Origin of the sequence: Citrobacter sp. Cc139 (assembly GCF_030334645.1) — a bacterium.
In the GTDB taxonomy this organism is placed as follows: Bacteria; Pseudomonadota; Gammaproteobacteria; order Enterobacterales; family Enterobacteriaceae; genus Citrobacter; species Citrobacter werkmanii.
On sequence record NZ_JAOWDM010000092.1, the window covers coordinates 73,516 to 98,358 of the forward strand.

The 24,843-nt window shown below is 52.7% G+C and carries 29 protein-coding genes; 13 read left to right on the top strand and 16 right to left on the bottom strand.

What is annotated here, in order from left to right; genetic code table 11:
- Window positions 1-17: 17 nt before the first annotated feature.
- From flgL to flgB, 11 genes are all read right to left on the bottom strand, one after another.
- Window positions 18-971: a flagellar hook-associated protein FlgL gene (gene flgL / locus OGV69_RS19510; protein WP_069323317.1), complete on the bottom strand. Its 954-nt coding sequence runs from the start codon at window positions 969-971 to the stop codon at window positions 18-20.
- 14 nt (window positions 972-985) lie between these two features.
- Window positions 986-2,650, bottom strand: a complete 1,665-nt coding sequence (gene flgK / locus OGV69_RS19515; RefSeq protein WP_069323316.1) for a flagellar hook-associated protein FlgK — start codon at window positions 2,648-2,650, stop codon at window positions 986-988.
- Between the two features lie 64 nt (window positions 2,651-2,714).
- Window positions 2,715-3,665 carry a flagellar assembly peptidoglycan hydrolase FlgJ gene (flgJ, locus tag OGV69_RS19520; RefSeq protein ID WP_038639713.1) on the bottom strand — a complete coding sequence of 317 codons (951 nt, stop codon included), beginning with the start codon at window positions 3,663-3,665 and terminating at the stop codon, window positions 2,715-2,717.
- Window positions 3,665-4,741, bottom strand: coding sequence for a flagellar basal body P-ring protein FlgI (locus tag OGV69_RS19525; RefSeq protein WP_087857787.1), 1,077 nt, complete (start codon window positions 4,739-4,741; stop codon window positions 3,665-3,667). Before OGV69_RS19525 ends, flgJ begins: the two co-directional genes overlap by 1 nt.
- A gap of 33 nt (window positions 4,742-4,774) precedes the next feature.
- Entirely contained in the window at window positions 4,775-5,473 is a 699-nt protein-coding gene (gene flgH, locus OGV69_RS19530) for a flagellar basal body L-ring protein FlgH (protein WP_016152630.1), read from the bottom strand.
- Window positions 5,474-5,530: 57 nt separating this feature from the next.
- Window positions 5,531-6,313, bottom strand: a complete 783-nt coding sequence (flgG, locus tag OGV69_RS19535; RefSeq protein ID WP_006685087.1) for a flagellar basal-body rod protein FlgG — start codon at window positions 6,311-6,313, stop codon at window positions 5,531-5,533.
- 13 nt (window positions 6,314-6,326) lie between these two features.
- On the bottom strand, window positions 6,327-7,082 hold the full coding sequence (locus OGV69_RS19540) for a flagellar basal body rod protein FlgF (RefSeq protein ID WP_038639704.1): 756 nt from the start codon (window positions 7,080-7,082) through the stop codon (window positions 6,327-6,329).
- Between the two features lie 20 nt (window positions 7,083-7,102).
- Complete coding sequence (flgE, locus tag OGV69_RS19545) at window positions 7,103-8,338, bottom strand: flagellar hook protein FlgE (protein ID WP_069323315.1); 1,236 nt, start codon at window positions 8,336-8,338, stop codon at window positions 7,103-7,105.
- A 26-nt stretch (window positions 8,339-8,364) separates the two neighbouring features.
- Window positions 8,365-9,063 (bottom strand): flagellar hook assembly protein FlgD, encoded by a 699-nt coding sequence (flgD, locus tag OGV69_RS19550; protein ID WP_038639698.1) that lies wholly within the window; start codon window positions 9,061-9,063, stop codon window positions 8,365-8,367.
- A gap of 11 nt (window positions 9,064-9,074) precedes the next feature.
- Window positions 9,075-9,479 carry a flagellar basal body rod protein FlgC gene (flgC, locus tag OGV69_RS19555; protein WP_006685091.1) on the bottom strand — a complete coding sequence of 135 codons (405 nt, stop codon included), beginning with the start codon at window positions 9,477-9,479 and terminating at the stop codon, window positions 9,075-9,077.
- A 3-nt stretch (window positions 9,480-9,482) separates the two neighbouring features.
- Window positions 9,483-9,899: a flagellar basal body rod protein FlgB gene (gene flgB, locus OGV69_RS19560; RefSeq protein WP_038639692.1), complete on the bottom strand. Its 417-nt coding sequence runs from the start codon at window positions 9,897-9,899 to the stop codon at window positions 9,483-9,485.
- Window positions 9,900-10,056: 157 nt separating this feature from the next.
- Between flgB and flgA the strand changes: the two genes are divergently transcribed.
- The 3 genes from flgA (at window position 10,057) to flgN (ending at window position 11,529) form a co-directional block, all read left to right on the top strand.
- Window positions 10,057-10,716 carry a flagellar basal body P-ring formation chaperone FlgA gene (gene flgA, locus OGV69_RS19565; RefSeq protein WP_038643111.1) on the top strand — a complete coding sequence of 220 codons (660 nt, stop codon included), beginning with the start codon at window positions 10,057-10,059 and terminating at the stop codon, window positions 10,714-10,716.
- 93 nt (window positions 10,717-10,809) lie between these two features.
- Entirely contained in the window at window positions 10,810-11,103 is a 294-nt protein-coding gene (flgM, locus tag OGV69_RS19570) for a flagellar biosynthesis anti-sigma factor FlgM (RefSeq protein ID WP_003832153.1), read from the top strand.
- A gap of 3 nt (window positions 11,104-11,106) precedes the next feature.
- Window positions 11,107-11,529 (top strand): flagella biosynthesis chaperone FlgN, encoded by a 423-nt coding sequence (gene flgN / locus OGV69_RS19575; protein ID WP_069323314.1) that lies wholly within the window; start codon window positions 11,107-11,109, stop codon window positions 11,527-11,529.
- Window positions 11,530-11,613: 84 nt separating this feature from the next.
- Here the strand turns inward: flgN and murJ are convergent, their stop codons facing one another.
- The 4 genes from murJ to rimJ all read right to left on the bottom strand — a co-directional run bounded on the left by murJ (window position 11,614) and on the right by rimJ (window position 15,538).
- Window positions 11,614-13,149, bottom strand: a complete 1,536-nt coding sequence (gene murJ / locus OGV69_RS19580; RefSeq protein WP_038639684.1) for a murein biosynthesis integral membrane protein MurJ — start codon at window positions 13,147-13,149, stop codon at window positions 11,614-11,616.
- Window positions 13,150-13,347: 198 nt separating this feature from the next.
- Entirely contained in the window at window positions 13,348-14,271 is a 924-nt protein-coding gene (locus OGV69_RS19585) for a Gfo/Idh/MocA family protein (protein ID WP_227408979.1), read from the bottom strand.
- 1 nt (window position 14,272) lies between these two features.
- Window positions 14,273-14,920: a YceH family protein gene (locus OGV69_RS19590; protein WP_069323312.1), complete on the bottom strand. Its 648-nt coding sequence runs from the start codon at window positions 14,918-14,920 to the stop codon at window positions 14,273-14,275.
- 33 nt (window positions 14,921-14,953) lie between these two features.
- Window positions 14,954-15,538, bottom strand: coding sequence for a ribosomal protein S5-alanine N-acetyltransferase (rimJ, locus tag OGV69_RS19595; protein ID WP_069323311.1), 585 nt, complete (start codon window positions 15,536-15,538; stop codon window positions 14,954-14,956).
- A 259-nt stretch (window positions 15,539-15,797) separates the two neighbouring features.
- Here rimJ and mdtH point away from each other — a divergent pair, with 259 nt between their 5' ends.
- The 9 genes from mdtH to OGV69_RS19640 all read left to right on the top strand — a co-directional run bounded on the left by mdtH (window position 15,798) and on the right by OGV69_RS19640 (window position 22,542).
- Entirely contained in the window at window positions 15,798-17,006 is a 1,209-nt protein-coding gene (gene mdtH, locus OGV69_RS19600; RefSeq protein WP_038639676.1) for a multidrug efflux MFS transporter MdtH, read from the top strand.
- A gap of 114 nt (window positions 17,007-17,120) precedes the next feature.
- Window positions 17,121-17,681: a lipoprotein gene (locus tag OGV69_RS19605; RefSeq protein WP_038639673.1), complete on the top strand. Its 561-nt coding sequence runs from the start codon at window positions 17,121-17,123 to the stop codon at window positions 17,679-17,681.
- A 105-nt stretch (window positions 17,682-17,786) separates the two neighbouring features.
- Entirely contained in the window at window positions 17,787-18,833 is a 1,047-nt protein-coding gene (gene pyrC, locus OGV69_RS19610; RefSeq protein WP_069323310.1) for a dihydroorotase, read from the top strand.
- 65 nt (window positions 18,834-18,898) lie between these two features.
- Window positions 18,899-19,144, top strand: a complete 246-nt coding sequence (gene dinI / locus OGV69_RS19615; protein WP_006685106.1) for a DNA damage-inducible protein I — start codon at window positions 18,899-18,901, stop codon at window positions 19,142-19,144.
- 340 nt (window positions 19,145-19,484) lie between these two features.
- Window positions 19,485-19,739 carry a biofilm formation regulator BssS gene (gene bssS, locus OGV69_RS19620; RefSeq protein ID WP_003036154.1) on the top strand — a complete coding sequence of 85 codons (255 nt, stop codon included), beginning with the start codon at window positions 19,485-19,487 and terminating at the stop codon, window positions 19,737-19,739.
- A 114-nt stretch (window positions 19,740-19,853) separates the two neighbouring features.
- Window positions 19,854-20,972: an N-methyl-L-tryptophan oxidase gene (solA, locus tag OGV69_RS19625; RefSeq protein WP_069323309.1), complete on the top strand. Its 1,119-nt coding sequence runs from the start codon at window positions 19,854-19,856 to the stop codon at window positions 20,970-20,972.
- Window positions 20,973-21,022: 50 nt separating this feature from the next.
- Window positions 21,023-21,136: a YceO family protein gene (locus OGV69_RS19630; RefSeq protein ID WP_003036148.1), complete on the top strand. Its 114-nt coding sequence runs from the start codon at window positions 21,023-21,025 to the stop codon at window positions 21,134-21,136.
- A 262-nt stretch (window positions 21,137-21,398) separates the two neighbouring features.
- Window positions 21,399-21,965, top strand: coding sequence for a cytochrome b (locus tag OGV69_RS19635; RefSeq protein WP_069323308.1), 567 nt, complete (start codon window positions 21,399-21,401; stop codon window positions 21,963-21,965).
- A gap of 1 nt (window position 21,966) precedes the next feature.
- Window positions 21,967-22,542, top strand: coding sequence for a YceI family protein (locus tag OGV69_RS19640; RefSeq protein WP_038639660.1), 576 nt, complete (start codon window positions 21,967-21,969; stop codon window positions 22,540-22,542).
- 48 nt (window positions 22,543-22,590) lie between these two features.
- Here OGV69_RS19640 and trhO read toward each other — a convergent pair whose 3' ends face one another.
- A complete protein-coding gene (gene trhO / locus OGV69_RS19645) occupies window positions 22,591-23,643 on the bottom strand; it encodes an oxygen-dependent tRNA uridine(34) hydroxylase TrhO (RefSeq protein WP_069323307.1) in 1,053 nt (350 codons plus the stop codon).
- 220 nt (window positions 23,644-23,863) lie between these two features.
- Here trhO and OGV69_RS19650 point away from each other — a divergent pair, with 220 nt between their 5' ends.
- Window positions 23,864-24,784: a Kdo(2)-lipid IV(A) acyltransferase gene (locus OGV69_RS19650; protein ID WP_038639653.1), complete on the top strand. Its 921-nt coding sequence runs from the start codon at window positions 23,864-23,866 to the stop codon at window positions 24,782-24,784.
- The last annotated feature ends 59 nt before the right edge of the window (window positions 24,785-24,843 follow it).

Here is a 24,843-nt window from a genome sequence, read left to right on the forward strand (position 1 = left end):
ATGTTCAAAAAGAGTTATTACCGATTAAGCTGGAACAACGACATTCCCTGCATATCGGTAAATGCTTTATAAGAGGCCTGAAGTGCGGCCTGTTGCATGACGTAGGACGAAATCGCCGCATTCCAGTCGACATCCACCAGGTTGCTCATCTGTTGGGTTTGGCCTAACGCACGATCGGCTCCCAGTGAATCCAGTGAGCTCAGTTCACTCAGCTGGGTACCCAATTCTGCGCGAACGGAAAGCACGTTATTCAGTGAGTTTTTCAAGCCACGATTGGTTTTATCGATAGCTGCTGCGGCCTTATCCTTTGCCACATCATCACCCGCAATAGGAATTTTTAGCTCTGCAATCGCGCTGTCCAGCATTTTGAACAGGTTCTTTTCCTGGGTGCTACCCGGTGGTTCCGGTACGGCGTTGCTGGTCAGGCTGGCGAAGATTTTGTCGCCCGTGTGACCAATAACCATAGTACGGGAAGCATCAACCTGCTGGGTCACATTTGTTGTACCACCGCTATAGGACCCATCAGCCTGCGCAAACGGCGCGGATTCTGTTTTGTAGCCGCCAAAAATATAGCGACCATTACCGTCGGTGCTGTTCGCCAGGTTCATCAGTTGATCGCGGATACCCTGCAAATCAGTGGCCAACGATGCGCGGTCATCATCACTTAATGTGCCGTTGCCGGCAGAAACAATTTTCTCCTGCGCGGCATGGATAGCCGTTGTTACCTGGTTCAGTACGTTTTCTTCCAACGAGACTTTCTGCGTCGCAAATGTGCGCGCCAGCGTGTACTGGCTGTTCTGCGCCTGAGCCTGAGAAAGCACTACGGCCTGCGACGCGGCAATCGGATCGTCAGACGGGCTGATCACGCGTTTACCGGTCGACATCTGCTCGCCGAACTTCATCCATTCAGCCTGAGAGTTAGTGATGCCACGCATATTCTGCTGGTACATCATCTGGGTGCTGATACGCATTGTGTCCCTCTCCCTTAGCGAATATTAATCAATGCATCAAACAACGCATTCGCAGTTTGCAATACCTGTGCGTTAGCCAGGTAATACTGCTGATAACGCTGCAAATTACCGTATTCTTCGTCGAGGTTTACCCCGGAAATCGACTGCTGCTGGTTATAAAGCTGCTTGACCACATTGTTTTGCGTGGTACTGCTGGTTTTCAGCGTCGCCGTTTTGTTGCCCACGTCGCTCACCAGAGTGGCGTAAGCGTCATTAAAGGTTTTATTACCAACAGTTGCCTTGGTTTGCAGATCCAGCAGTTTCTGACCGTTACGGTTATCGCTTGCACCTGTATCTGCAGCAGGATCAGTGCTTTTCTCTGACGCCATGGCGATTTTCGACTCGTCTGTCACCATGACTTTCATATCAACAATAGCGTTGCTCACGGGTTTCAGAATAAAGCTGTCGTTATCGTTAGCGCCGGTTGGATTAGCCTTAACCGTTACCTTCAGACCATCAATATCCAGTTTACCGTTCGCATCAGGTTTAGCTTCAAACGTGGTGTTATCGGCCAGACGCGTCACCTGCCATTTGCCGCCGCTAAACACAACTTTATAGTCGGTAGCCTGCACTTTCGAACTGTCATCAACTTCAGCACTTAATTCTGCTTTACCGGTATTTTTAGCGTTACTCAGTACGGACGGGCTGCCGATAGCAAAGAAATCTTTACCCGCATCGCCGTTAGCATCAAAACCTTCTTTATGCTGGGTGTTAAACGCATCGGCAAACGCCAGCGCCAGTTGGCCCAGCGTGTTACGCGTTTGATCCAGTTCCTGCGAACGGAAGGTGAGCAGTCCACCCAATGAACCGGTATTCAGCAGTTTCTCAGGGATCTCAACCGCTCCGGCAACGCCATCCACATACGCAACGGTTGTACGCGAAGGATCGTCACTGGAAGGCACTGCCGCCAGTTGGCGCGCATTGCTGCCCTGCACCAATGAATAACCGTTCGCCATGGTTACGTTGTAAGTGCCGCCGTCCTGAACGCTGACTTCCACGCCGACAAGCTGGTTCAGTTCACTGACCAGTTGGTCGCGCTGATCGAGCAGATCGTTAGGGGATGCCCCCGCCCCAACACCGGTCAGACGAGAAATCTGGTCGTTAAGGCTGGCGATTTGTTTCGAGTAGTTGTTGATCTGATCGACGCTGGCTTTGATAGCGGTATTAACCTGCTTATCCTGATCGCGCAGATACTGATCGGTCGTTTTAAACTGATTCACCAAACCGTCAGCTTTACCGATCAGCGCCTGGCGTGCCGCCGGATCTTCGGCGTTACTGACCAGCGTTTGCAGACTGGTAAAAAAGTCCTGCATTGAGGTCGAAATCGAACTGGTTTTGCTGGACAGCAGGTTGTCGATTTTCGACATTTGCTCATAACGGGTCGTCAGACCGCTGCTCTGGTTTTGCGCTGCCCGCAGCTGATTGGTGATAAACGAGTCATACTCGCGCTGCACGCCAGAAACATAGACGCCATTGCCTACCCAGCCCCCCGCACCCAGCGTGCTGTTCGCTTGCGCCATAATTGTCGTTTGTCGGGTATATCCGGCGACGTTATAGCTGGAGATGTTATTACTGGCAGTGTTCAACGCGGCCTGCGCTGCGCTGAGTCCACTCATCGCGTTATTAATCAAGCTGGACATGGAGGTTCCTTGTAATCCTTCAATACTCGTTATTATCGGCAGCAGGTCGGTAGACTTGAGCTATTTAAAAGAGATTATCGATGTTCGTACTGTAGGTTTTGCTCACCTTTTCACTCATCGATTTCAACTGCTGGATCATGCTGGTTAATTTCCGCGCATAGTTAGGGTCGGTAGCGTAACCGGCATTTTGCAGGGCCTGCGCGCCCTGCTCAGCGGTTGCAGCTGCGGTCACCGCCGCATAGCGCGGGTTACGGGAAATCAGTCCGACATAATCCGACAGCGCCTCAAGGTAAGAGCTATAGACGCGGAATCTGGCTTTCACCTTTTTCGCCTCGCCGTTTTCATATTCGGTTGTGGTGATTTCGGTCGTTGGTCCCTTCCAGCCTCCCGAAGCCTTCACGCCAAAAATGTTGAAGCTCGGTTCGCCGTTTTCCCGGCGAATTTGCCGCTGGCCCCATCCGGACTCCAGCGCCGCCTGCGCCAGAATCAGATGATGCGGAACGCCGCTTTGCTGACTCGCCAGTTTTGCCGGCAGCGACAGCTGGGCGAGGAAGTCTTTACTGTCGCCCGACAGCGGCTCATCATTACTTTCCGTCGTCCTCGGGATGGCTTTGCGCACCAGTTGCGTCAGCGCCTGGTTTTGATAGCTGGTCACCGTTTCCAGCGGAAACTTCATCGGCACCTGTGGCGCATCATCAGCAGGTTGCACTTGTCCTTGCGTCATCTGCTTAACCATCATTTCAGCCAGTCCCAGACCTTTGCCTGCGGTCATCTGCTGCGCAATTTGTTGGTCATACATGCTGGTATACAAACGCGTTGAATCGCTGCTAAACACGCCGTCTTTCGGCAACGCTTCACGCATGCTTTTCAGCATCATCTGCACGAACATCCCTTCAACCTGACGGGCCACGGGGCGAATATTCGCCGCCGGATCCTGACCCGCTTTCGCTTTCAGTTCGTTCAGTGCTTGCGCATCCCAGGCGGCGCTGGTCAGCAGTTTGCTGTCGCCAATCATCAGATGATTTCCAGTTTGGCGCGTAAGCAACCCGCGCTCTGCATCGATTGCAGAATGGACATCAGATCCATCGGCGTCGCCCCCAGCGCATTCAGCGCGCGCACGACGTTGTTCAGATTGGCGCTGGAACGTACGCTTTGCAGCGAGCCGCCGCTCTGGCGCAGATCGATCTGCGTTTGTGGCGTCACTACGGTCTGTCCGCCGCCAAACGGCGTATCCGGCTGGCTGACGTTTGCCTGGCGGTTTACCGTAATCGACAAGTTACCCTGCGCCACGGCACAGCTATCCAGCGTGACTTCACGGTTCATGACTACAGATCCCGTACGCGAGTTGATAATGACCTTCGCGTCCTGCGGCGTGACGTTCACCTCCATATTCTGGATGTCGGCAAGGAAGCGTACCTGCGAACTGTTGCCGCTTGGCACACGCACTTGTATGGTCCGGGCATCCAGCGCCGTCGCGCTGCCAAAACCACGCGAGCGGTTAATGGTGTCGGTAATCTGCTGCGCCATAGTGAAATCTTCATTATTGAGCTGCAGATTAATAGTGTTGCCGCCGCCGAACTGGCTGGGCAACTCACGTTCGATGGTCGCGCCGTTGGTGATGCGTCCGCCATTGAGCTGGTTAACTTGCACGCTACTGCCCCCCGCAGCCGCGCCCGCACCGCCAACCAGAATATTCCCCTGCGCCAAGGCATATACCTGGCTATCGACCCCTTTCAGCGGAGTCATCAGCAGCGTTCCGCCGCGCAGGCTTTTGGCGTTCCCCATGGAAGAGACCACCACGTCAATCGTTTGCCCCTGGCGACCAAAAGCCGGGAACTGCGCGGTAACCATCACCGCCGCCACGTTTTTCAGCTGCATATTGGTGCCGGTTGGTACGGTGATCCCCAACTGCGACAGCATGTTATTGAGCGTTTGCGTCGTAAACGGCGTCTGTGTGGTCTGGTCACCGGTACCATCCAGCCCGACCACCAGCCCGTAACCTATCAACGAGTTTTCCCGCACGCCCTGCACGCTGGTCAGGTCACGAATACGGTCGGCATGCGCAAAGGCGGTTGCCAGTACCAGTACCATTCCAACAAGAGATTTAAACACCGGGTACCTCGCTTACATCGGCGACAAGTTAAGGAAGAAACGCTGTAACCAGCCCATATTTTGCGCTTCATTGATGTAGCCGTTACCGACGTACTCAATACGCGCATCCGCAACCTGAGTTGACGGTACGGAGTTGCTGCCACTGATGGTGCGCGGGTTAACGACCCCGGAGAAGCGAATGAACTCAGTGCCCTGATTAATGGCGATCTGTTTTTCACCCACGACATGTAAATTGCCATTCACCAGGACCTGATCGACCGTTACGGTCAACGTACCGCTGAAGGTATTGCTGGCGTTCGCGCCGCCTTTACCGTTAAAGGTGTTCCCACCGGAGGCTTCTACGTCGGCACGTTCGTTACCAAACAGCCCTTGCAGGTAGCGCGGTACGGTATCAAAACCAAAGTTGGTCTTGCCGTCGCGGCTGGCGTTTGCCGAGGAGCTTTTGCTCGCGCTGACGTTTTCCTGCAATACGATGGTCAGCGTATCGCCAATATTGCGCGGACGGCGGTCTTCGAAGAGCGGTTGATAACCGTAGTTAATCGGCTGCGCCGACTGGAAGATTGAGCCATTCGCCACCGGCGTCGGGCCTGGAACCGGTTGAGCAGACGTCGCGCCCTGCACGAGCGGCGTGGCTGGGATCCAGGCGCACCCTGTCAGTGAAACCACCAGCAGAGCTAAAATTGGGTATGGGTGAAGCGCGTATTTTCGCATTGCGGTCATCTTCAAAATCAGTGTGCCGGTGAGGTTCTCACCCCACCGGACTCCACTTTAGAGTTGCGTCAGTTTTTGCAGCATCTGATCGGTGGTCGATACCGCTTTACTGTTGATTTCGTAAGCGCGCTGAACCTGGATCATGTTTACCAGTTCTTCCGCCACATTGACGTTAGAGGTTTCAACATAACCCTGGTACAACAGACCCGCGCCATTCAGCCCCGGCGTGCTCTCATTCGGCGCGCCGGATGACTGCGTTTCGGTGTACAGATTCTCACCAATACTTTCCAGGCCGGTGTCGTTCATAAAGGTGGTCAGGTTAAGCTGCCCGACCTGAACAGGCGCAGCCTGACCCTGTTGTGTCACACTGACAATACCGTCACGTCCAATGGTGATGCTGAGCGCGTTAGCCGGTATGGTGATGGCAGGCTGAACCTGAAAACCACCCGCCGTCACTAACTGACCGTTCTGATCCACCTGGAAAGAACCGTCACGGGTATAAGCTGACGTACCATCAGGCAGCATGACCTGGAAAAAGCCCTGGCCTTTAATCGCCACATCTTTACTGTTATTGGTTTGCGACAGGTTCCCCTGGCTGTGTAAACGCTCGGTTGCCACCGGACGCACACCGGTACCAATCTGCAAACCGGACGGCAGTGTGGTTTGTTCAGAAGACTGGGCGCCAGGCTGGCGAATCGTCTGATACAACAGATCTTCAAACACCGCACGTTGGCGCTTAAATCCGTTGGTGCTGACGTTTGCCAGGTTGTTGGCAATCACATCCATGTTGGTTTGCTGCGCATCCAGGCCGGTTTTGGCGATCCATAATGAACTGATCATAAAATGTCCTGTGTTAACTCATCGACAGCAGTTGGTTAGCGCGGCCCGCGTTATCATCCACGCTACTGATAATCTTCATCTGCATTTCAAAACGGCGAGCGTTGGCGATCATGTCGCTCATCGCGGCAACCGGCTTGACGTTACTGCCTTCCAGCACACCCGACATAACGCGGATGCTCGGGTCGGCCTGTAACGTCGCGCCACGGGTAGCCTGTGCGGCCTGAGTCAGACGGAACATACCGTCGTCGCCACGCTGCACTTCATTCCCCGTCGCCTTCACCAGTTTCAGACGCCCAACGGGCGCAACCGTATTAGCCGGATCGCCTGGGTTAAGCGCCGAGATCGTCCCGTCAGCCGCAATGGTGACTTCGGAACCTTCTGGTACGGCTATCGGCCCGGCTTCACCGATTACCGGATGCCCCTGAATAGTGAGTTCACCCGTAGGGCTTACCTGAATGGCGCCATTACGGGTATACCCTTCGCTACCGTCTGCGGTCTGGACAGCCAACCAGCCGTCCTGTTGCAACGCCACGTCCAGCGGGCGTGAGGTATAGTCCATCTGGCCCGGCGTCATGTCGGCCCCCGGCGTGGAGGCCACCACCAGCGTACGCGTCGGTAAAGACAAACCTTCAACGGGAACCGCACGCAGCGCATTGAGCTGCGCACGAAAGCCCGGCGTGGAGGCGTTTGCCAGGTTGCTGGCCGTCACCGCCTGTTGATTCAGCGTCTGACTGGCCGCGCCCATAGCGGTATAAATTGCGTGATCCATTAAGCCATCCCGTCAGGCGCTTAGCGCAGGTTGACCAGCGTGTTGAGGATCTGATCCTGGGTTTTGATGGTCTGCGCGTTCGACTGATAGTTACGCTGAGCGACGATCATATTCACCAGTTCTTTACTCAAATCCACGTTTGAGGCTTCCAGCGCGCCGTTGGTCAGTTTGCCGAAGTTACCTTCGCCTGCGGTACCCAGCAGCGCCACGCCGGAAGCCTGTGTAGCCGCCCAGACGTTGTCGCCCTGAGACGCCAGACCTTCATTGTTGGCAAAGTTTGCCAGCACGATCTGGCCCAGCACCTGTTGCTGTTCGTTGGAGTAATTACCGACCACGGTACCGTCATTGTTAATCTGGTAGCTCACCAGATCGCCCGGCTTGTAGCCGTTCTGATTCGTGGCGACGATGTTGTTGGCACCGGTGTTCTGCTGCATGGAGTTCAGGAAGCTCAGAGAGAAGGTGGCTTCAGTTGCGCCATTAATCTGACCGGTTGTAATTGTGATATCCGTTCCTGCTGGCGTACCGGTTGCCGTGGCGCTCATCCCTAAAAACGCACCATTGTTGTTAAACTTCATAAACCCGGCTGATTTTGCAGCTTCGCCAGTTGAAGCATCCTGTGTGTGAATTTCCCAGGTGTTGCTCTGCGCGTTTTTGACATAAAAAATATTCATGTCATGGGCGTTACCCTGACTATCGAAAACGGTAACAGTGCCTTTTTTGTTGTAGGAATCCGCATCGTTTGGATTAAACGGCGTTTTGCTTGGCACCTTGTCAGTGGAGTTCAGGTTGATCTGCATTGACGCGGTAGTCGTGGTTTTCGCCGCCATCAGCGTATTCGGAATAGTGATCGGTGCCGGGTTAGCACCTTGCTGTATTGTCGGCGGTGTACCGGTAGCAGGATAACCTGTCAGTTGCAGCCCCTGCATGTTAACGATATTGCGGTTTTCATCGAGCTTGAACTGACCGTTACGGCTGTAGAATACAGAGCCGTTGCTGTCTACCATACGGAAAAATCCGTTCTGGCTGATAGCCACATCCAGTCCGCGTCCGGTATTGGTGGTAGTACCATCGGTAAAGTCCTGAGTAATACCCGCAACTTTAACCCCCAGGCCCACTTTAGAACCGGCGAACATATCGGCAAAAGAAGCCGTACCAGATTTAAAACCGTAGGTAGCGGAGTTGGCGATGTTATTACCAATGACATCGAGGTTGGTCGCTGCAGCGTTCAGACCGCTGACCGCTTGAGAAAAGGCCATGACTTACTCCTGATAAGTGTGAGGGCTTAGATTATTTGCCGTACTTCGTCGAGGGTGGTGGTTCCATAGGTGCCCAGGTCCAGCGTATTACCGCCGTTACTGCGAATAACACCCTGCACCAGCGCAAACTGAAGCGGCTGTGCCACCAGTTGCGTTCCGCCATTGCTGGCAGCAATTGAGACGTTATAAGAACCGCTTGGCGCATCCGTGCCATCGGTCATGGTGCCGTCCCAGGTAAAGGTATGAACTCCTGCTTTCAAGCCGCCGATATCAATAGTGCGTATCACTTTGCCGTCTTTATCGGTAATCGTTGCAGTGACCTTATCTGCTGGCTGCTGCAGCTCAACGCCAAACGGCGTGGTGGTGGTTTTCGCGCCCTCTTCCGTACCTTTACCGGTCAGGATGGTGGTGCCGGGGATCATGACGCCGTGACCAATCAACGTACTGGCCTGCAGCGACTGACTGTTGTCGATCTGCCCGGAAATAGACCCCAGCGTGGTGTTCAGTTTCTCAATCCCACTCACGGTGCTGATTTGCGCCAGTTGGGTGGTCAGTTCGTTGTTTTGCAGCGGGTTGGTTGGGTCCTGGTTTTTCAACTGTGCGACCAGCAGCGTCAGAAAACTGCTTTGCAGGTCAGCGGCATTACTGCCCGTCAGGGAGCTATTCCCGGTAGCGGCTTTAACGCCTGCATTGCTCGGGTCATTCATGGTTACAGCAACAGACATGTGCGTCTCCTTTACTGGCCTAACGTAAGCGTTTTGAGCATCAAGCTTTTCACGGTGTTGAGCACTTCGACGTTTGCCTGGTAGCTACGCGAAGCGGACATGGTGTTGACCATCTCGCCGACGACGTCCACATTCGGCATTTTTACGTAGCCGTTCGCATCGGCCAGCGGATTACCCGGCTCATACACCAGCTTATCCGGCGCCTGGCTTTCAATAACGTCAGCAACTTTTACGCCGCCTGTAGCCGCCCCTGGCGCGGCATCAACCTGAAAAACAACCTGCTTGGCGCGATAGGGCTGACCGTCGGGTCCGGTGACGCTATCCGCATTCGCCATGTTGCTGGCCGCCACGTTCAGACGCTTAGACTGCGCCGTCAGCGCAGAGCCTGCGATATCAAAAATATTTAACAGCGCCACGAATTAGTTCCCTCCTTGCAGCACGTTCATCATGCCTTTGATTTGTCCGCCCAACGCGGTCAGCCCCATTTGATATTTGAGGCTGTTGTCTGCAAATTGCGTACGTTCCCGGTCCATATCCACCGTATTACCATCCAGAGACGGCTGGTCAGGAATGCGATAGAGCAATTCCGTAGCGGGAGCAGAAGCGGTTTGGGCCGGAATATGTTGTGCAGAGGTCAGCGTCAACGAGACGCCGCCGGTTTGTTCCCGTCCACGCACCATGACTTTTTTCAATTCACTGGCGAAATCCAGATCGCGCGCCTGATACCCCGGCGTGTCGGCATTGGCAATGTTGGCGGCCAATATTTCCTGGCGCTGGGCGCGCAAATTCAGCGCTTCCTGTTGAAAACGTAAGGCGGCGTCGAGCTTATCGAGCATATCTCCTCCGCAAATGACAAAATTCAGCCGACAGCTTAAATCCCATTACGCGCGCGTTATCGCCGGAATAAACGCAAAATGCGTCGCTATTTGTTGCGTTGATGACTGCGTCACACAGGTAAAATCCTGCCACTACCTGAAAAAGCGCGAGGTTTTGATGCAAACGTTTAAACGTGGAATAGTTGTGGCTGCACTGCTGTTCAGCCCTATGACGCTGGCGCAAGACCTGAATTCACAGCTGACGGCATGGTTTTCCCAACGTCTGGCCGGATTTAGCGATGAGGTGGTCGTCACTATCCGTACGTCGCCTAACCTACTGCCCAGTTGCGAGCAACCCGCATTAAGCGTGTCAGGCAACGCGAAACTGTGGGGGAATGTGAACGTGCTGGCCCGCTGCGCCAACGAGAAACGTTATTTGCAGGTGAATGTGCAGGCCACGGGAAACTACGTGGTTGCCGCCGCGCCCGTCGCCCGGGGCAGTGCGCTAACCCCGACCAGCGTGACGTTAAAGCGAGGCCGGCTGGACCAACTGCCGCCGCGCGCCGTGTTAGATTTGAATCAGGTGCAGGACGCGGTGAGTCTGCGCGATCTGGTTCCCGGTCAGCCGATACAGCTTTCAATGTTGCGCCAGGCCTGGCGGATCAAAGCTGGCCAACGCGTACTGGTTATCGCCAATGGCGATGGCTTTCGGGTGAATGCCGAAGGTAAAGCGCTGAACAATGCCGCCGTCGCACAGAATGCGCGAGTGCGGATGATTTCCGGCCAGGTGGTGAGCGGCATCGTCGATTCTGATGGGAATATTCTTATTAACCTATAATAGGTTAAAGATTTTTTAGCGTGTGCCGATAGATAAACAACCAATGATTACAGCGGGCCGCTATAGCGTACCCCCTCGATGAGGATAAACAAAATGAGCATTGATCGTACCTCACCATTGAAGCCAGTCAGTACCGTTCAGCCACGTGAAACCAGCGATGCGCCGGTACAAAAAGCGCGGAAGGAAAAAACCACCGCGACCACCAGCACCAGCGTCATGCTGAGCGACGCCCAGGCCAAACTGATGCAGCCCGGCACCAATGACATCAATATGGAACGCGTCGAAGCATTAAAAACCGCGATCCGTAACGGTGAGTTGAAAATGGATACCGGAAAAATTGCCGACTCGCTCATTCGCGAGGCACAGAGCTACTTACAGAGTAAATAAAGTATGACTCGTTTGTCAGAAATACTTGATCAGATGACAACCGTCCTCAATGACCTGAAAACGGTAATGGATGCTGAGCAGCAGCAGCTTTCCGCCGGATATATCAACGGCAGCCAGCTACAGCGTATTACAGAAGAAAAAAGCTCTTTGCTGGCAACCCTTGATTATCTGGAGCAGCAGCGCCGTCTGGAGCATGACGCCACGCGCAGCGCCAACGATGAGATTGCTGAACGCTGGCAGACGATCACTCAAAAAACGCAGCATTTGCGCGACCTCAACCAGCACAACGGATGGCTGCTGGAAGGGCAAATTGAGCGTAATCAACAAGCGATTCAAGTGCTGAAACCGCACCAGGAGCCGGCGCTGTATGGCGCAAACGGTCAAACCTCTGCTGCGCACCGCGGCGGGAAAAAATTCTCTATTTAATGCCAGCCTGATCGCTCACAGCTTTCAAGCCAGCGCGTTCTGCAGGCCGGATCCGGCGTAACGCCGCCATCCGGCAATTATCGGTTACGCCGTCCGGCGCACAAACTCTTTCACTTTAAAGCCCAGCACAGCAAGCGCGGCGAAGTAAGCTGCAATCCCAGCCACCACGACGGCCATCAGACGCAGTAAACGCCACAACATCGTTCCCTGCGACCAGTCCGGCATGATATAGAGCATCCCGAACAGGACCGCTGACATCACCACGACGGAAATCACCAGACGCGCCAGAAACCAGGCCCAGCCCGGTTGCGGGGTAAAGATTTTCTGTTTACGCAACTGCCAGTAAAGCAGTGAAGCGTTCAGACATGCCGCCAGACCAATCGACAGCGACAGCCCGGCATGCTTCAGCGGGCCGATAAACGCCAGGTTCATCACCTGAGTCATAATCAGCGTCACAATAGCAATTTTCACCGGCGTTTTAATATCCTGGCGCGAGTAAAAGCCAGGGGCCAGAACTTTCACCACGATCAAACCAATCAAACCGACCGAGTATGCCACCAGCGCGCGCTGGGTCATGGCGGCATCAAAGGCGGTAAATTTACCGTACTGAAACAAAGAAACCGTCAGCGGTTTTGCCAGAATACCCAACGCCACAGCGCTGGGTAATGCCAGCAGAAAACACAGACGCAGCCCCCAGTCCATCAGACGACAATATTCATCATGATTACCGCTGGAAAAGCTTTTTGATAGCGATGGCAACAGGATAGTCCCCAGCGCCACGCCAAGGACGCCGGACGGGAACTCCATCAAACGGTCGGCGTAATACATCCAGGAAACCGAGCCGGAGGCCAGAAATGAGGCGAAAATCGTATTGATGATCAGTGAAATCTGGCTGACGGAAACCCCGAGGATCGCCGGCCCCATTTGCTTGACGACGCGCATCGCCCCCGCATCGCGGAAGTTCACGCGCGGCAGCACCAGCATGCCAATTTTCTTCAGATGCGGCAGTTGATACACCAGTTGCAGCACGCCGCCAACGGTCACGGCCCATGCCAGCGCCAGTACCGGAGGATTAAAATAAGGCGCGGCAAACAGCGCAAAACCGATCATGCTGATATTCAAAAAGGTCGGCGCAAACGCCGGAATAGAAAAGCGGTTCCAGGTGTTAAGGATTGCGCCGACCAGCGAGGCCAGTGAAATCAGCAGGATATAAGGAAAGGTGATCCGCAGCAGTTGGGTCGTCAAGGCAAATTTGTCGGCGGTGTCGGCAAACCCTGGCGCAGTGACTAAAATCACCCACGGCGCAGCCAGCATCCCGGCAACCGTCACCACGGCCAGCGCCAGCGTCAGCAGCCCTGAAACATAGGCAACAAACACGCGGGTAGCATCCTCACCCTGCTTACTTTTGTATTCAGCCAGAATAGGCACAAACGCCTGAGAAAATGCGCCTTCAGCAAAAATTCGGCGCAGCAGGTTAGGAAGTTTGAAGGCCACAAAAAAGGCATCGGTCGCCATCCCTGCGCCAAAGATTCTGGCGACAATCGCATCACGCGCAAAACCCAGCACACGTGAAAACATCGTCATCGAGCTGACGGCTGCCAGCGACTTTAATAAATTCATCTATGTTGTATTCCAGACCCTGAGGCAAAACCCCGTATAACCAACATCGCCATCCGGCAATGTCACTGTGCCTGATGGCGACGCCGCAGCGTGTTATCAGGCCTACAAGCCAGCCTATGGTTGAAAAGAGGTGTTATTTTGAGTTGGCATATAGTACCTGGATTACAATGAATTACTACCGCCAGATGTTACAGGCGGTTATTCAGCCATCGCCTCCCGCCATAGCTTTTCGACAACACGCTGGGCCAGTAGCGCCTGCTCGCCTGCCGTCTGAGGAACCGTCTGATTTTGCACACACTCCATGAAATGCCGCGCACATCCGGCAAAACCTCGCTGTTCTAAGGTCGTTTGCCAGCCTGCTATCGGCTTGTGTACGACACCTTGCCCGCGTTCTTCCCGCCATTCCCGCATATCTGTGACGTCAATCAGTCCCCCATCGGTCACCGCCTGAACGCACTCCCGCTGGCTACCTGCACGCCGATGCATACTGGTTGTTATCTGTAGCTGATCGACAGAAAAATGGTGCTCGGCGTAGAGCATCACGCCAGCGTCATTAGTCAGCAGAGTACCGCTATTTAACTGCGCCCTCCCTCCTGCCAACCACAACGCAGTATCGACCACGTGCAGATAGTCATCCAGCAGAGTGAAACGCAGGTCATGCGGCCCCACGCTGTCCGAACGATGCTTATCCATACGCACAGACGCTGCGTTGCCCAACTGGGCTTTGAGATCCTGATACAGCGGCGAAAATCGGCGGTTAAAGCCGACCATCAACGTCAGTTTTTTCCGCGCGGCCAGCTCGACCAGTTGTTCAGCCTCACGCAGGTTTTCCGCCAGCGGTTTATCCACACACACATGGACCCCGGCATTCAGGAGTTCACTGACCACCGCAAAATGCGTCGCGGTGCTGGAATGGACGAAAACCGCGTCGCAGGTTTTCGCCAGATTCACCAGGGAGTCAACGTAGGGTATGCGCCAGGTCTCACAGACACGCAGCGCTTTTTCCCGCGAAGGTGAAAACGCGCCTTGCAGCGTCCAGTCTGCGGAACTGCCCAGTACGGGCAGCCAGGCTTTTTGCGCAATGCCACCCAGACCGACAACACCGATACGTAATTTATTCACGTTAGTCTCCCAGGTGCGCCAACAAAGAATCCAGCCGCTGCTTAAGTTCCGCGACTTCTGTTTCCAGGGCTTCAACGCGCGCCTGCAGATCGCCAGACGCGACCGGGAGTTCATCTGCCGCAGCGATGGGCTCATCAACATCACCGCAAAACAGGTGCATATAGCGACTTTCGCGTTTACCCGGCTCGCGCGCCAGACGGATCACATAAGGGCCATCTTCACGGGTCGCCAGTTTTTCCAGCGTCGACTCCACTTCAGCCATATCGCGGAATTCGTACATTCGCGAAGCACGGCTTCGCAGTTCGCCCGGCGTTTGCGCGCCGCGCAGCAACAGCGTGGTGACCAGCGCCACCTCGCCTGCGCTGAGTTTCAGATTGCCAAATTCAGAGTTGCAGAAACGCTGCTCATATTTCGTGACGCGATTACCAAAGCCGCTCACCGTACGCAGAAAATGCCGCTTCACCAGGTTATCAAGCTGATCCTGCACTTCCGATTCCGACAGATTCATCACCGGTTCACGATTCGTTTTTTGATTGCAGGCGGTGACGACGCCATTGACAGAAAGCGGATACTGTTCGGGCGTGGTGACCTGTTTTTCCAGTAAACAGCCAATCACGCGTGCTTCGGTGGCGGTTAATTCGTATTTCATCGTCTTCTCCATTATTCATGGCTAATCTGAAACTTAGCGGCCAGGGGTCCATTCTGATGTGGTCAACGCCGTCAGCACATGATCGCGCCACTGCCCGTCAATCAGCAGGTAATCTTTGGCATACCCTTCTTTTTCAAAACCGAGTCGCGCCAGCAAGTCACCACTACGTTTATTGTGCGGCATATAGTTCGCCATAATGCGGTGAATATGCTGCGTGCGCTGCATATAACGAATGGCCGAGGTTAAAGCTTCGTACATCAGCCCCTGCCCCTGCCACTTTTGCGCAATGGAATAACCGAGATAACAAGCGTGGAAAGATCCCCGCACCACGTTCGAGAAGTTCGCGACGCCGATAATCTCTTTTTCTTCCGGATCGAGCAGCACAAAATAATACGCGGTGCCTTGTTTATGAAACTCAGAGATCATACTCAGACGCGCCTGCCAGCCGGAGGGATAACAGTGGCTTTCATCGCGAATAGGTTCCCAGGGTTTTAAGAAATGACGATTTTCTGCGTAATAATCTGCCAGACGCCAGGCATCACGCTCGTGCACTAAACGCACGACCAGGCGGTCCGTGGTTAAGCGCACTTTTGGCACGTTACTGCGATAGCCAAACATTCTATACCTACTCCTTCCCGTAACGTCTTCAATACGCTATTCGCGATACTATACCTGTGCAAATATGCCCTTTGAAAAGAGCAAATTGCCATTTTTTGAATTATTCACACATTTTGATGAAAACTCTCTATCAAGACGGACTTTTGATAAAAAAATATTGTCCCGCCAAGGGTGGGAAAAGCGATGACGACACCGCAGAATAGGAGATGCTTATCTTTTAAACTCTAACCAGAGTGACGAGTTTTTCCCGGGAGGGGAAATGTCGCAAGTCTCGCAGGCAAGGAACCTGGGTAAATACTTCCTTCTCATTGATAATATGCTGGTCGTGCTGGGCTTCTTCGTCGTTTTCCCGCTGATCTCAATTCGCTTCGTCGACCAAATGGGCTGGGCTGCCGTTATGGTCGGGATCGCGTTAGGATTGCGTCAATTTATTCAGCAAGGTCTGGGTATTTTTGGCGGCGCTATTGCTGACCGTTTCGGCGCAAAACCGATGATCGTCACCGGTATGCTGATGCGCGCCGCCGGGTTCGCCACCATGGGTATTGCCCACGAGCCTTGGCTGCTGTGGTTTTCCTGTTTTCTTTCCGGGCTGGGCGGCACGCTGTTCGACCCTCCCCGTTCGGCGCTGGTGGTCAAACTGATCCGCCCGGAAAAGCGCGGGCGTTTTTTCTCTATCCTGATGATGCAGGATAGCGCAGGCGCCGTGGTTGGCGCGTTACTTGGCAGTTGGCTGTTACAGTACGATTTCCGCCTGGTCTGCGCGACAGGAGCCATTTTGTTTGTTCTGTGCGCGGCGTTTAACGCCTGGCTACTCCCGGCATGGAAATTGTCGACGGTGAAAATTCCGGTGCGTGAAGGGATGGGCCACGTGATGCATGACAAACGTTTTGTCACCTATGTGCTGACGCTGGCGGGTTATTACATGCTGGCGGTACAGGTCATGTTAATGCTGCCAATCATGGTGAACGACATCGCTGGCTCGCCTGCCGCCGTGAAATGGATGTATGCCATCGAAGCATGCCTCTCGTTAACGCTGCTCTACCCTATTGCCCGGTGGAGTGAAAAACGTTTTCGCCTGGAACATCGCCTGATGGCCGGTCTGCTGGTGATGTCTCTGAGCATGATGCCCATCGGTCTGGTCGGCAATTTACAGCAGCTATTCACGCTGATCTGCACCTTCTATATCGGCTCGATCATCGCCGAACCGGCGCGTGAAACCCTGAGCGCCTCGCTGGCCAATGCACGGGCGCGAGGAAGTTACATGGGCTTCAGCCGACTTGGGCTCGCCATCGGCGGCGCAATTGGTTATGTCGGCGGCGGCTGGCTGTTTGATATGGGCAAAGCCCTGGCGCAGCCTGAATTGCCATGGATGATGCTCGGTATTATCGGCTTCATCACCTTCCTGGCTTTGGGCTGGCAATTCAGCCACAAACGCCCGACGCGCGGCATGCTGGAACCCGATGCCTGATAGCTAATCCGGCGCACGAGCACTTTTCAGTTTTTTCTGCTGGTGCCCGGGGCGCTGGTACTCGATGATGCTTTGTGTCACGATTACGCCATATGCATCATGTTGAGGACTCCCATGAAAAAGCTTTTTTTTGCCGCTGCACTGATTGTCGGCGGCCTGTTGGTTGGTTGTAATCAACTCACGCAATATACGGTTAGCGAGCAAGAGATTAATCAGGCGCTGGCGAAGCATAATAACTTTTCAAAAGATATCGGTTTGCCCGGCGTCGCTGAAGCACACATCGTACTGAGCAATCTCGCCAGTCAGATAGGGCGTGAAGAGCCTAATAAAGTGACTCTGACGGGTGATGCCAACCTGGACATGAATTCCCTGTTTGGCAGTCAGAAAGCCACCATGAAGCTGAAACTTAAAGCGCTACCGGTCTTCAATAAAGAGAAAGGCGCGATTTACTTGCAAGAGATGGAAGTCGTGGACGCGACCGTCACACCTGAAAAAATGCAGTCGGTGCTACAAACGCTGATGCCGTATTTAAACCAGTCGCTGCGTAATTACTTTAACCAACAGCCTGCCTATGTTCTGCAGGACGACAGCAGTCAGGGTGAAGCGCTGGCGAAAAAACTGGCGAAAGGTATAGAAGTGAAACCGGGCGAAATCATCATCCCATTCACCGACTAATAAACCAGAGGGCGCTGATGCGCCCTTTTTTTTCGTGCAAACGAAAACGTTTCCGCTTATCCTTTGTTTCCGGCAAAAAAGACAATCCTCAGCCGGAGCATATTGATGACTGCACCATCCCAGGTTTTAAAGATCCGCCGCCCAGACGACTGGCATCTTCACTTTCGCGATGGCGACATGTTAAAAACTGTCGTGCCCTATACCAGCGAAATTTACGGCCGCGCCATTGTCATGCCGAACCTGGCACCGCCCGTCACCACAGTTGATGCAGCTATCGCTTATCGCCAACGCATTCTTGATGCGGTACCTGCCGGACACGACTTCACGCCCTTAATGACCTGCTATTTAACGGATACATTGGATCCCAATGAGCTGGAGCGAGGTTTCAGCGAAGGCGTGTTTACCGCCGCGAAACTCTACCCGGCGAATGCCACCACCAACTCAACGCATGGCGTAACCTCTATTGAGGCCATCATGCCTGTGCTGGAACGGATGGAAAAATTGGGTATGCCGCTATTGGTGCATGGTGAAGTGACGCATGCGGATATCGATATTTTCGATCGCGAAGCACGCTTTATTGAGACGGTGATGGAACCGCTGCGTCAGCGGTTGACTGCGCTGAAAGTCGTGTTTGAACATATCACCACTAAAGATGCTGCCGAATATGTGCGGGATGGTAACGAGCTTCTCGCCGCCACCATTACGCCACAACATTTGATGTTTAACCGCAACCACATGCTGGTCGGCGGCATTCGTCCGCACCTGTATTGTCTGCCAATCCTTAAACGTAACGTCCACCAACAGGCGCTACGTGAGCTGGTCGCCAGCGGATTTAGCCGTGCATTCCTTGGTACCGACTCAGCGCCGCATGCCCGTCATCGCAAAGAATCCAGTTGCGGCTGTGCCGGGTGTTTTAACGCCCCGACCGCGCTGGGCAGCTATGCCACCGTATTTGAAGAGATGAATGCACTGAGCCATTTTGAAGCCTTCTGCTCACTCAATGGTCCGCAATTCTATGGTCTGCCGGTGAATGAGACTTTTATTGAGCTTGAACGCGTGGAGCACCATGTCCCGGAGAGCATTACGCTGACAGATGACACGCTGGTGCCTTTCCTGGGTGGCGAAACGGTACGCTGGTCAGTAAAAAGCTAAAAAAAGTGTAGCCAACCGATCTGAATAACTGTATAAATAAACAGTATATTCAACAGGGGGCTATTATGCGTATTGAAGTCACTATTGCCAAAACTTCACCTTTGCCTGCCGGTGCGATTGACGCATTGGCAGGTGAACTCTCCCGCCGTATTCATCATCATTTTCCGGATAACGAGGGTAACGTTACCGTCCGTTATGCCGGAGCTAACAATCTGTCGGTAATTGGCGCGACCAAAGAGGACAAAGAACGCATCAGCGAGATCTTGCAGGAGACCTGGGAAAGCGCGGATGACTGGTTTATCAATGAATAAATAATGATATGCAGTGATGTTTGTTTGCCGGGTCGCCCCGGCTTTTTTTTACACGCAGTTTTAAAAAAAATGCAGACTCCCCCTGGCGGCCATTTAATTTAATATTCATTTCCTGGTTATCTTTTAACCAGAACAACAAAATAATTGTGCAACTTGCTAAAAAAAAATGAATGACATGTTGCTTTATTAGTCAGATAACGCTGAAAACTATAAATTTATGCGCTGCCCTCTTTAAATTTTCAATGAATACCCTTATTTATTGATATACTGAAGTTGCTTCAGAAAAAAAATGCATTGAACCTCGAAAACCGTTGTCTAGTAACACGAATTAGGGGGCATGATGGAAAAGAATAATGAAGTCATTCAGACTCATCCGCTTGTAGGATGGGACATCAGCACCGTTGATAGCTACGACGCGCTGATGCTGCGTTTGCACTACCAGACCCCGAATCGACCGGACCCGGATGGGACTGAAGTTGGTCAAACGCTCTGGTTAACCACTGATGTTGCCAGGCAATTTATTTCGATATTAGAAGCAGGAATCGCCAAAATTGAATCCGGCGATTACCAGGTAAATGAGTATCAGCGCCATTAAATCTGATACATCCAACCATCAAAAGGCACCTTAACGGTGCCTTTCTTATTTCCCGGTTGAATATTCCAGGTCAGTTATTTACCCTGCTACTATCGCGATTGCAGAGAGAAGCGGATGAAATACGACTTAATCATTATTGGCAGCGGTTCCGTGGGTGCCGCAGCCGGATACTATGCCACTCGCGCCGGTCTGAACGTTCTGATGATCGATGCGCATATGCCACCACATCAACAGGGCAGCCACCACGGCGACACACGATTAATTCGTCATGCTTATGGCGAAGGTGAGAAATACGTTCCGCTGGTGCTGCGCGCGCAGACATTGTGGGATGAACTTTCCACTCAAAATGAAGAACCGATTTTTGTACGCACCGGGGTTATCAATCTGGGCCCGGCAGATTCAACTTTCTTAGCTACCGCAACGCAAAGCGCGAAACAGTGGCAACTCAACGTCGAACATCTTGATGCCGCCGCCATCATGGCTCGCTGGCCCGAGATTCGCGTACCTGAAAATTATATTGGTCTGTTTGAAGCTGAGTCGGGCTTTTTGCGTAGTGAGTTAGCGATTAAAACCTGGATTCGTCTGGCTGAAGAAGCTGGCTGCGCACAGCTGTTTAAATGCCCGGTCACGGCTGTTCATCATAGTGAAGATGGCGTCACGGTAGAAACCGCCGACGGTGACTACCACGCCAAAAAAGCCCTGGTCAGCGCCGGGACATGGGTGCAGGCATTAGTACCGGAACTGCCGATACAGCCAGTGCGCAAAGTGTTCGCATGGTATCAAGCCGATGGCCGCTATAGCGTTAAAAATAACTTCCCGGCCTTTACCGGCGAGTTACCAAATGGCGATCAGTACTACGGTTTTCCGGCAGAAAACGACGAACTAAAAATTGGTAAGCACAACGGCGGACAGGTAATTCACGCTGCCGAAGAGCGCAAGCCGTTTGCCGCTGTGGCCAGCGATGGCTCCGAAGCTTTCCCATTCCTGCGTACAGTTCTGCCAGGCATTGGCTGTTGTCTGCACGGTGCATCCTGCACTTACGATAATTCGCCGGATGAAGACTTTATCATTGATACGCTACCTGAACATGACAATACCCTGATCATCACCGGACTGAGCGGACATGGCTTTAAGTTTGCCTCCGTACTGGGGGAAATAGCCGCGGACTTTGCGCAGGACAAACCGCCAGCCTTTGACCTGACGCCATTCAGGCTGAGTCGCTTTACGCGATAATGATTAATGGCCTCGTGGTGAGGCCATTTTTAATGACAGGAATAACATCGATGCGGCGCATCTTTCACTATCTGGTTAATAATATTCGTGAGCATCTTATGCTCTACATTATTTTATGGTCGCTGCTGGCAATTATGGATGTGATATATATTATGTTTTTCTGACCAGATTGCACTGACACTAATTGACAAAAACTGATATTTACTTAAATTTCATTGCAATAAACTGAATAAGAAAACCCTATCAACACCGTGTAATAATGCCCACCTTTTGCTCATTCTCTCTAATACCTTGATGATGACATCAATATTCAATCAATTTTATTGAATGTGAAAATAAATATCATCATCATTGTTATTTATTAGTTGCATTAATGTCTTTTACGCGCCATTTTCATTTACTCCTGAAATATCTAACGGTGTACTTATGCAATTCACTAATAGTCCACAGCGCTATGGCGTGGTGTCTGTCGCATTGCACTGGCTGATGGCGATTGCTGTATATGGCATGTTTGCGTTGGGTTTATGGATGGTCACGCTCAGTTATTACGATGGCTGGTATCACCAGGCCCCTGAACTGCATAAAAGCATCGGGATCCTGCTCATGATGGGACTGGTCATTCGCGTTGTCTGGCGGTTGTTCTCCCCTCCCCCAGTTGCGCTGACAAGCTATTCCCGCTTAACCCGCATCGCAGCGGCAATGGGTCACCTTGCACTCTACGCCCTGCTCTTTTCGATTGTTATCAGCGGTTATCTGATCTCGACCGCAGATGGCAAAGCGATAAGCGTATTTGGTTGGTTTGATATTCCCGCCACCCTTGCCAACGCGGGCGCTCAGGCCGACCTTGCCGGCAGCCTGCACCTGTGGCTGGCATGGACCGTGGTGGTTTTATCGCTTCTTCATGGGCTTATGGCCCTGAAACATCACTTTATCGATAACGACGATACCCTGAATCGCATGTTGGGAAAATCGTCATCTGACTATGGAGCTTAAAATGAAAAAAAACCTGCTGGGATTGACACTCGCCTCTCTGTTATTCACGACCGGATCGGCTATGGCGGCAGATTACAAAATTGACAAAGAGGGACAGCATGCCTTTGTTAATTTCCGTATTCAGCATCTGGGTTACAGCTGGCTGTACGGCACCTTTAAAGATTTCGACGGTACGTTCACCTTTGATGAAAAAAATCCCGCAGCCGATAAGGTTAACGTCACCATCAACACCAACAGTGTTGACACCAACCACGCCGAACGCGATAAGCATCTGCGTAGCGCGGATTTCCTTAACGTGGCTAAATTCCCGCAGGCGACCTTTAGCTCCACCAGCGTGAAAAAAGAGGGGAACGACCTCGATATCACCGGTAACCTGACGCTGAATGGCGTCACCAAACCAGTGACGCTGGACGCGAAGTTGATCGGTCAGGGTGGCGATCCATGGGGTGGTACGCGCGCCGGTTTTGAAGCGCAAGGTAAGATTAAACTGAAAGACTTCAATATCACCACCGATCTCGGCCCTGCTTCACAGGAAGTCGATTTAATCATCTCAGTGGAAGGTGTGCAGCAGAAGTAACGCATAAATGTTGCCGGATGAGGCGATAGCCATCATCCGGCAACGTTTTTATTGCGCGGGATCCGGAATACCCAGTTTGGTATTCAGACGACCGCGGGATTTATTAAAGATTTTGTTGCCATTTTCACGCCCGGCGCGACGACGTCGTTGCTCTTCTTCCGGCAACTCACTCTCTTCGCAACACAGCTCACTACAGCAGCCTTTATACTTCTGCGCGCAAGCCGGGCACTGGATAAACAGCAGATGGCAGCCATCATTTTTACAATTAGTGTGGCTGTCGCATGCGGTTCCGCACTGATGACAATGCGCGATAATATCTTCAGAGATCCTTTCGCCCATACGCTCATCAAAAACGAAATTTTTGCCGATGAAACGTACCGGAAGCCCCTGTTCACGCGCCTTGCGGGCATATTCAATAATCCCCCCCTCAATGTGCCAGACTTTGCTAAATCCGTTGTGTTTCATCCAGGCGCTGGCCTTCTCACAGCGGATCCCGCCCGTGCAGTACATAACTATTTTTTTATCTTTATGCGCCTGCATCATTTCAACCGCTTTCGGCAACTGGTCACGGAATGTGTCTGCCGGGATCTCCAGCGCATTCTCGAAATGCCCCACCTCATATTCATAGTGGTTGCGCATATCAATGAATACCGCCTCAGGATCGTCCAACATGGCGTTCACTTCTGCCGCCTTCAGGTAATCACCCACGTCGCTGGCGTTAAAGTCAGGATCATCAATACCATCCGCCACAATACGTTCGCGAACTTTCATGCGTAGCACCCAGAATGATTTTCCGTCATCGTCCAGGGCGATATTAAGACGTAATCCATCCAGTGCGGGATTGAACGCATACAGCTGTTGGCGGAATGCATCCACGTTGCTTTGCGGCACGCTGATTTGCGCGTTAATGCCTTCATGGGCAAGATATACACGCCCGAACACATTCAGCGCAGTGAACAGTTGGTACAACGCATCACGCGTATGTTGCGGGTCATCGATGGTGAAATATTTATAAAACGAGATCGTCGTGCGCGGCTCAGTCTCGGCCAGCATTTTGGCTTTGAGCGCGTCGTTCGAAATGCGGTTGTGTAACACTGGCATGGTGTACGTATCCTGCAAATAGGGAGTAAATGAAAATCGGCGGCATCATAAAGCAAACATCGCCAATTTACATCCATACATTTTACGCTACATTTCTTACTTCACGATAAAAACGCAACAACAATTGCCGATTTAATCACCGTTCTCCCGTCACAAATTTTTGATACGCGCGAAAAAATGCGACAATACAGGGAATTGGTCGTTTGAAGACAGGATAGACATGACGAATTTACCCAAGTTTTCGGCTGCGCTACTGCATCCACGTTATTGGTTAACCTGGCTGGGTATTGGCATCCTTTGGTTAATCGTGCAGTTGCCCTACCCGGTACTTTATAAGTTGGGCTGTGCATTAGGTCGTCTGGCGTTGCGTTTGATGAAACGCCGGGCAAAAATCGTTTCACGTAATCTGGAGCTGTGCTTCCCGCAGATGAGTGAGCAGGAACGCCAGCAGATGGTCGTCAGGAACTTCGAGTCCGTCGGCATGGGCGTAATGGAAACCGGGATGGCCTGGTTTTGGTCCGATAAGCGCATTTCACGCTGGACAGAAGTGATCGGGATGGAACATATCCGTGACGTTCAGGCGCAAAAGCGGGGGATCCTGTTAGTCGGTCTGCACTTTCTGACCCTGGAACTGGGTGCGCGTCAGTTTGGTCTGCAGGAGCCTGGTATCGGTGTGTATCGTCCTAATGACAACCCGCTGCTCGACTGGTTACAGACCTGGGGACGCATGCGCTCTAATAAATCAATGCTTGATCGTAAGGACTTGAAAGGAATGATTAAAGCGTTGAAAAAAGGCGAAGTGGTCTGGTACGCGCCGGATCATGACTACGGTCCTCGCGCCAGCGTGTTTGTGCCGCTGTTTGCCGTTGAACAGGCCGCCACGACCTCCGGGACCTGGATGCTTTCACGCATGTCGAATGCGTGCCTGGTGCCATTTGTTCCTCGTCGTAAGCCCGACGGGAAAGGGTATCAATTGATTATGCTGCCGCCAGAATGTTCACCGCCATTAGACGACGCGGAGACCACAGCTGCATGGATGAATAAGATCGTTGAGCAATGCATCATGATGGCCCCAGAACAATATATGTGGCTGCATCGTCGCTTCAAGACCCGTCCTGAAGGCGCCCCTTCCCTGTACTAAAACACGGTTGCAGTCCAGTGGGCTGCAACCCTCTCCTGACTCGCTTTAGGTTTAACTGC

Coding starts and splice junctions, on each gene's coding strand:
- flgL (WP_069323317.1), bottom strand. CDS start 971: ATGCGTATCAGCACCCAGATGATGTACCAGCAGAATATGCGTGGCATC.
- flgK (WP_069323316.1), bottom strand. CDS start 2,650: ATGTCCAGCTTGATTAATAACGCGATGAGTGGACTCAGCGCAGCGCAG.
- flgJ (WP_038639713.1), bottom strand. CDS start 3,665: ATGATTGGCGACAGCAAACTGCTGACCAGCGCCGCCTGGGATGCGCAA.
- OGV69_RS19525 (WP_087857787.1), bottom strand. CDS start 4,741: ATGGTACTGGTACTGGCAACCGCCTTTGCGCATGCCGACCGTATTCGT.
- flgH (WP_016152630.1), bottom strand. CDS start 5,473: ATGCGAAAATACGCGCTTCACCCATACCCAATTTTAGCTCTGCTGGTG.
- flgG (WP_006685087.1), bottom strand. CDS start 6,313: ATGATCAGTTCATTATGGATCGCCAAAACCGGCCTGGATGCGCAGCAA.
- OGV69_RS19540 (WP_038639704.1), bottom strand. CDS start 7,082: ATGGATCACGCAATTTATACCGCTATGGGCGCGGCCAGTCAGACGCTG.
- flgE (WP_069323315.1), bottom strand. CDS start 8,338: ATGGCCTTTTCTCAAGCGGTCAGCGGTCTGAACGCTGCAGCGACCAAC.
- flgD (WP_038639698.1), bottom strand. CDS start 9,063: ATGTCTGTTGCTGTAACCATGAATGACCCGAGCAATGCAGGCGTTAAA.
- flgB (WP_038639692.1), bottom strand. CDS start 9,899: ATGCTCGATAAGCTCGACGCCGCCTTACGTTTTCAACAGGAAGCGCTG.
- flgA (WP_038643111.1), top strand. CDS start 10,057: ATGCAAACGTTTAAACGTGGAATAGTTGTGGCTGCACTGCTGTTCAGC.
- flgM (WP_003832153.1), top strand. CDS start 10,810: ATGAGCATTGATCGTACCTCACCATTGAAGCCAGTCAGTACCGTTCAG.
- flgN (WP_069323314.1), top strand. CDS start 11,107: ATGACTCGTTTGTCAGAAATACTTGATCAGATGACAACCGTCCTCAAT.
- murJ (WP_038639684.1), bottom strand. CDS start 13,149: ATGAATTTATTAAAGTCGCTGGCAGCCGTCAGCTCGATGACGATGTTT.
- OGV69_RS19590 (WP_069323312.1), bottom strand. CDS start 14,920: ATGAAATACGAATTAACCGCCACCGAAGCACGCGTGATTGGCTGTTTA.
- rimJ (WP_069323311.1), bottom strand. CDS start 15,538: ATGTTTGGCTATCGCAGTAACGTGCCAAAAGTGCGCTTAACCACGGAC.
- mdtH (WP_038639676.1), top strand. CDS start 15,798: ATGTCGCAAGTCTCGCAGGCAAGGAACCTGGGTAAATACTTCCTTCTC.
- OGV69_RS19605 (WP_038639673.1), top strand. CDS start 17,121: ATGAAAAAGCTTTTTTTTGCCGCTGCACTGATTGTCGGCGGCCTGTTG.
- pyrC (WP_069323310.1), top strand. CDS start 17,787: ATGACTGCACCATCCCAGGTTTTAAAGATCCGCCGCCCAGACGACTGG.
- dinI (WP_006685106.1), top strand. CDS start 18,899: ATGCGTATTGAAGTCACTATTGCCAAAACTTCACCTTTGCCTGCCGGT.
- bssS (WP_003036154.1), top strand. CDS start 19,485: ATGGAAAAGAATAATGAAGTCATTCAGACTCATCCGCTTGTAGGATGG.
- solA (WP_069323309.1), top strand. CDS start 19,854: ATGAAATACGACTTAATCATTATTGGCAGCGGTTCCGTGGGTGCCGCA.
- OGV69_RS19630 (WP_003036148.1), top strand. CDS start 21,023: ATGCGGCGCATCTTTCACTATCTGGTTAATAATATTCGTGAGCATCTT.
- OGV69_RS19635 (WP_069323308.1), top strand. CDS start 21,399: ATGCAATTCACTAATAGTCCACAGCGCTATGGCGTGGTGTCTGTCGCA.
- OGV69_RS19640 (WP_038639660.1), top strand. CDS start 21,967: ATGAAAAAAAACCTGCTGGGATTGACACTCGCCTCTCTGTTATTCACG.
- trhO (WP_069323307.1), bottom strand. CDS start 23,643: ATGCCAGTGTTACACAACCGCATTTCGAACGACGCGCTCAAAGCCAAA.
- OGV69_RS19650 (WP_038639653.1), top strand. CDS start 23,864: ATGACGAATTTACCCAAGTTTTCGGCTGCGCTACTGCATCCACGTTAT.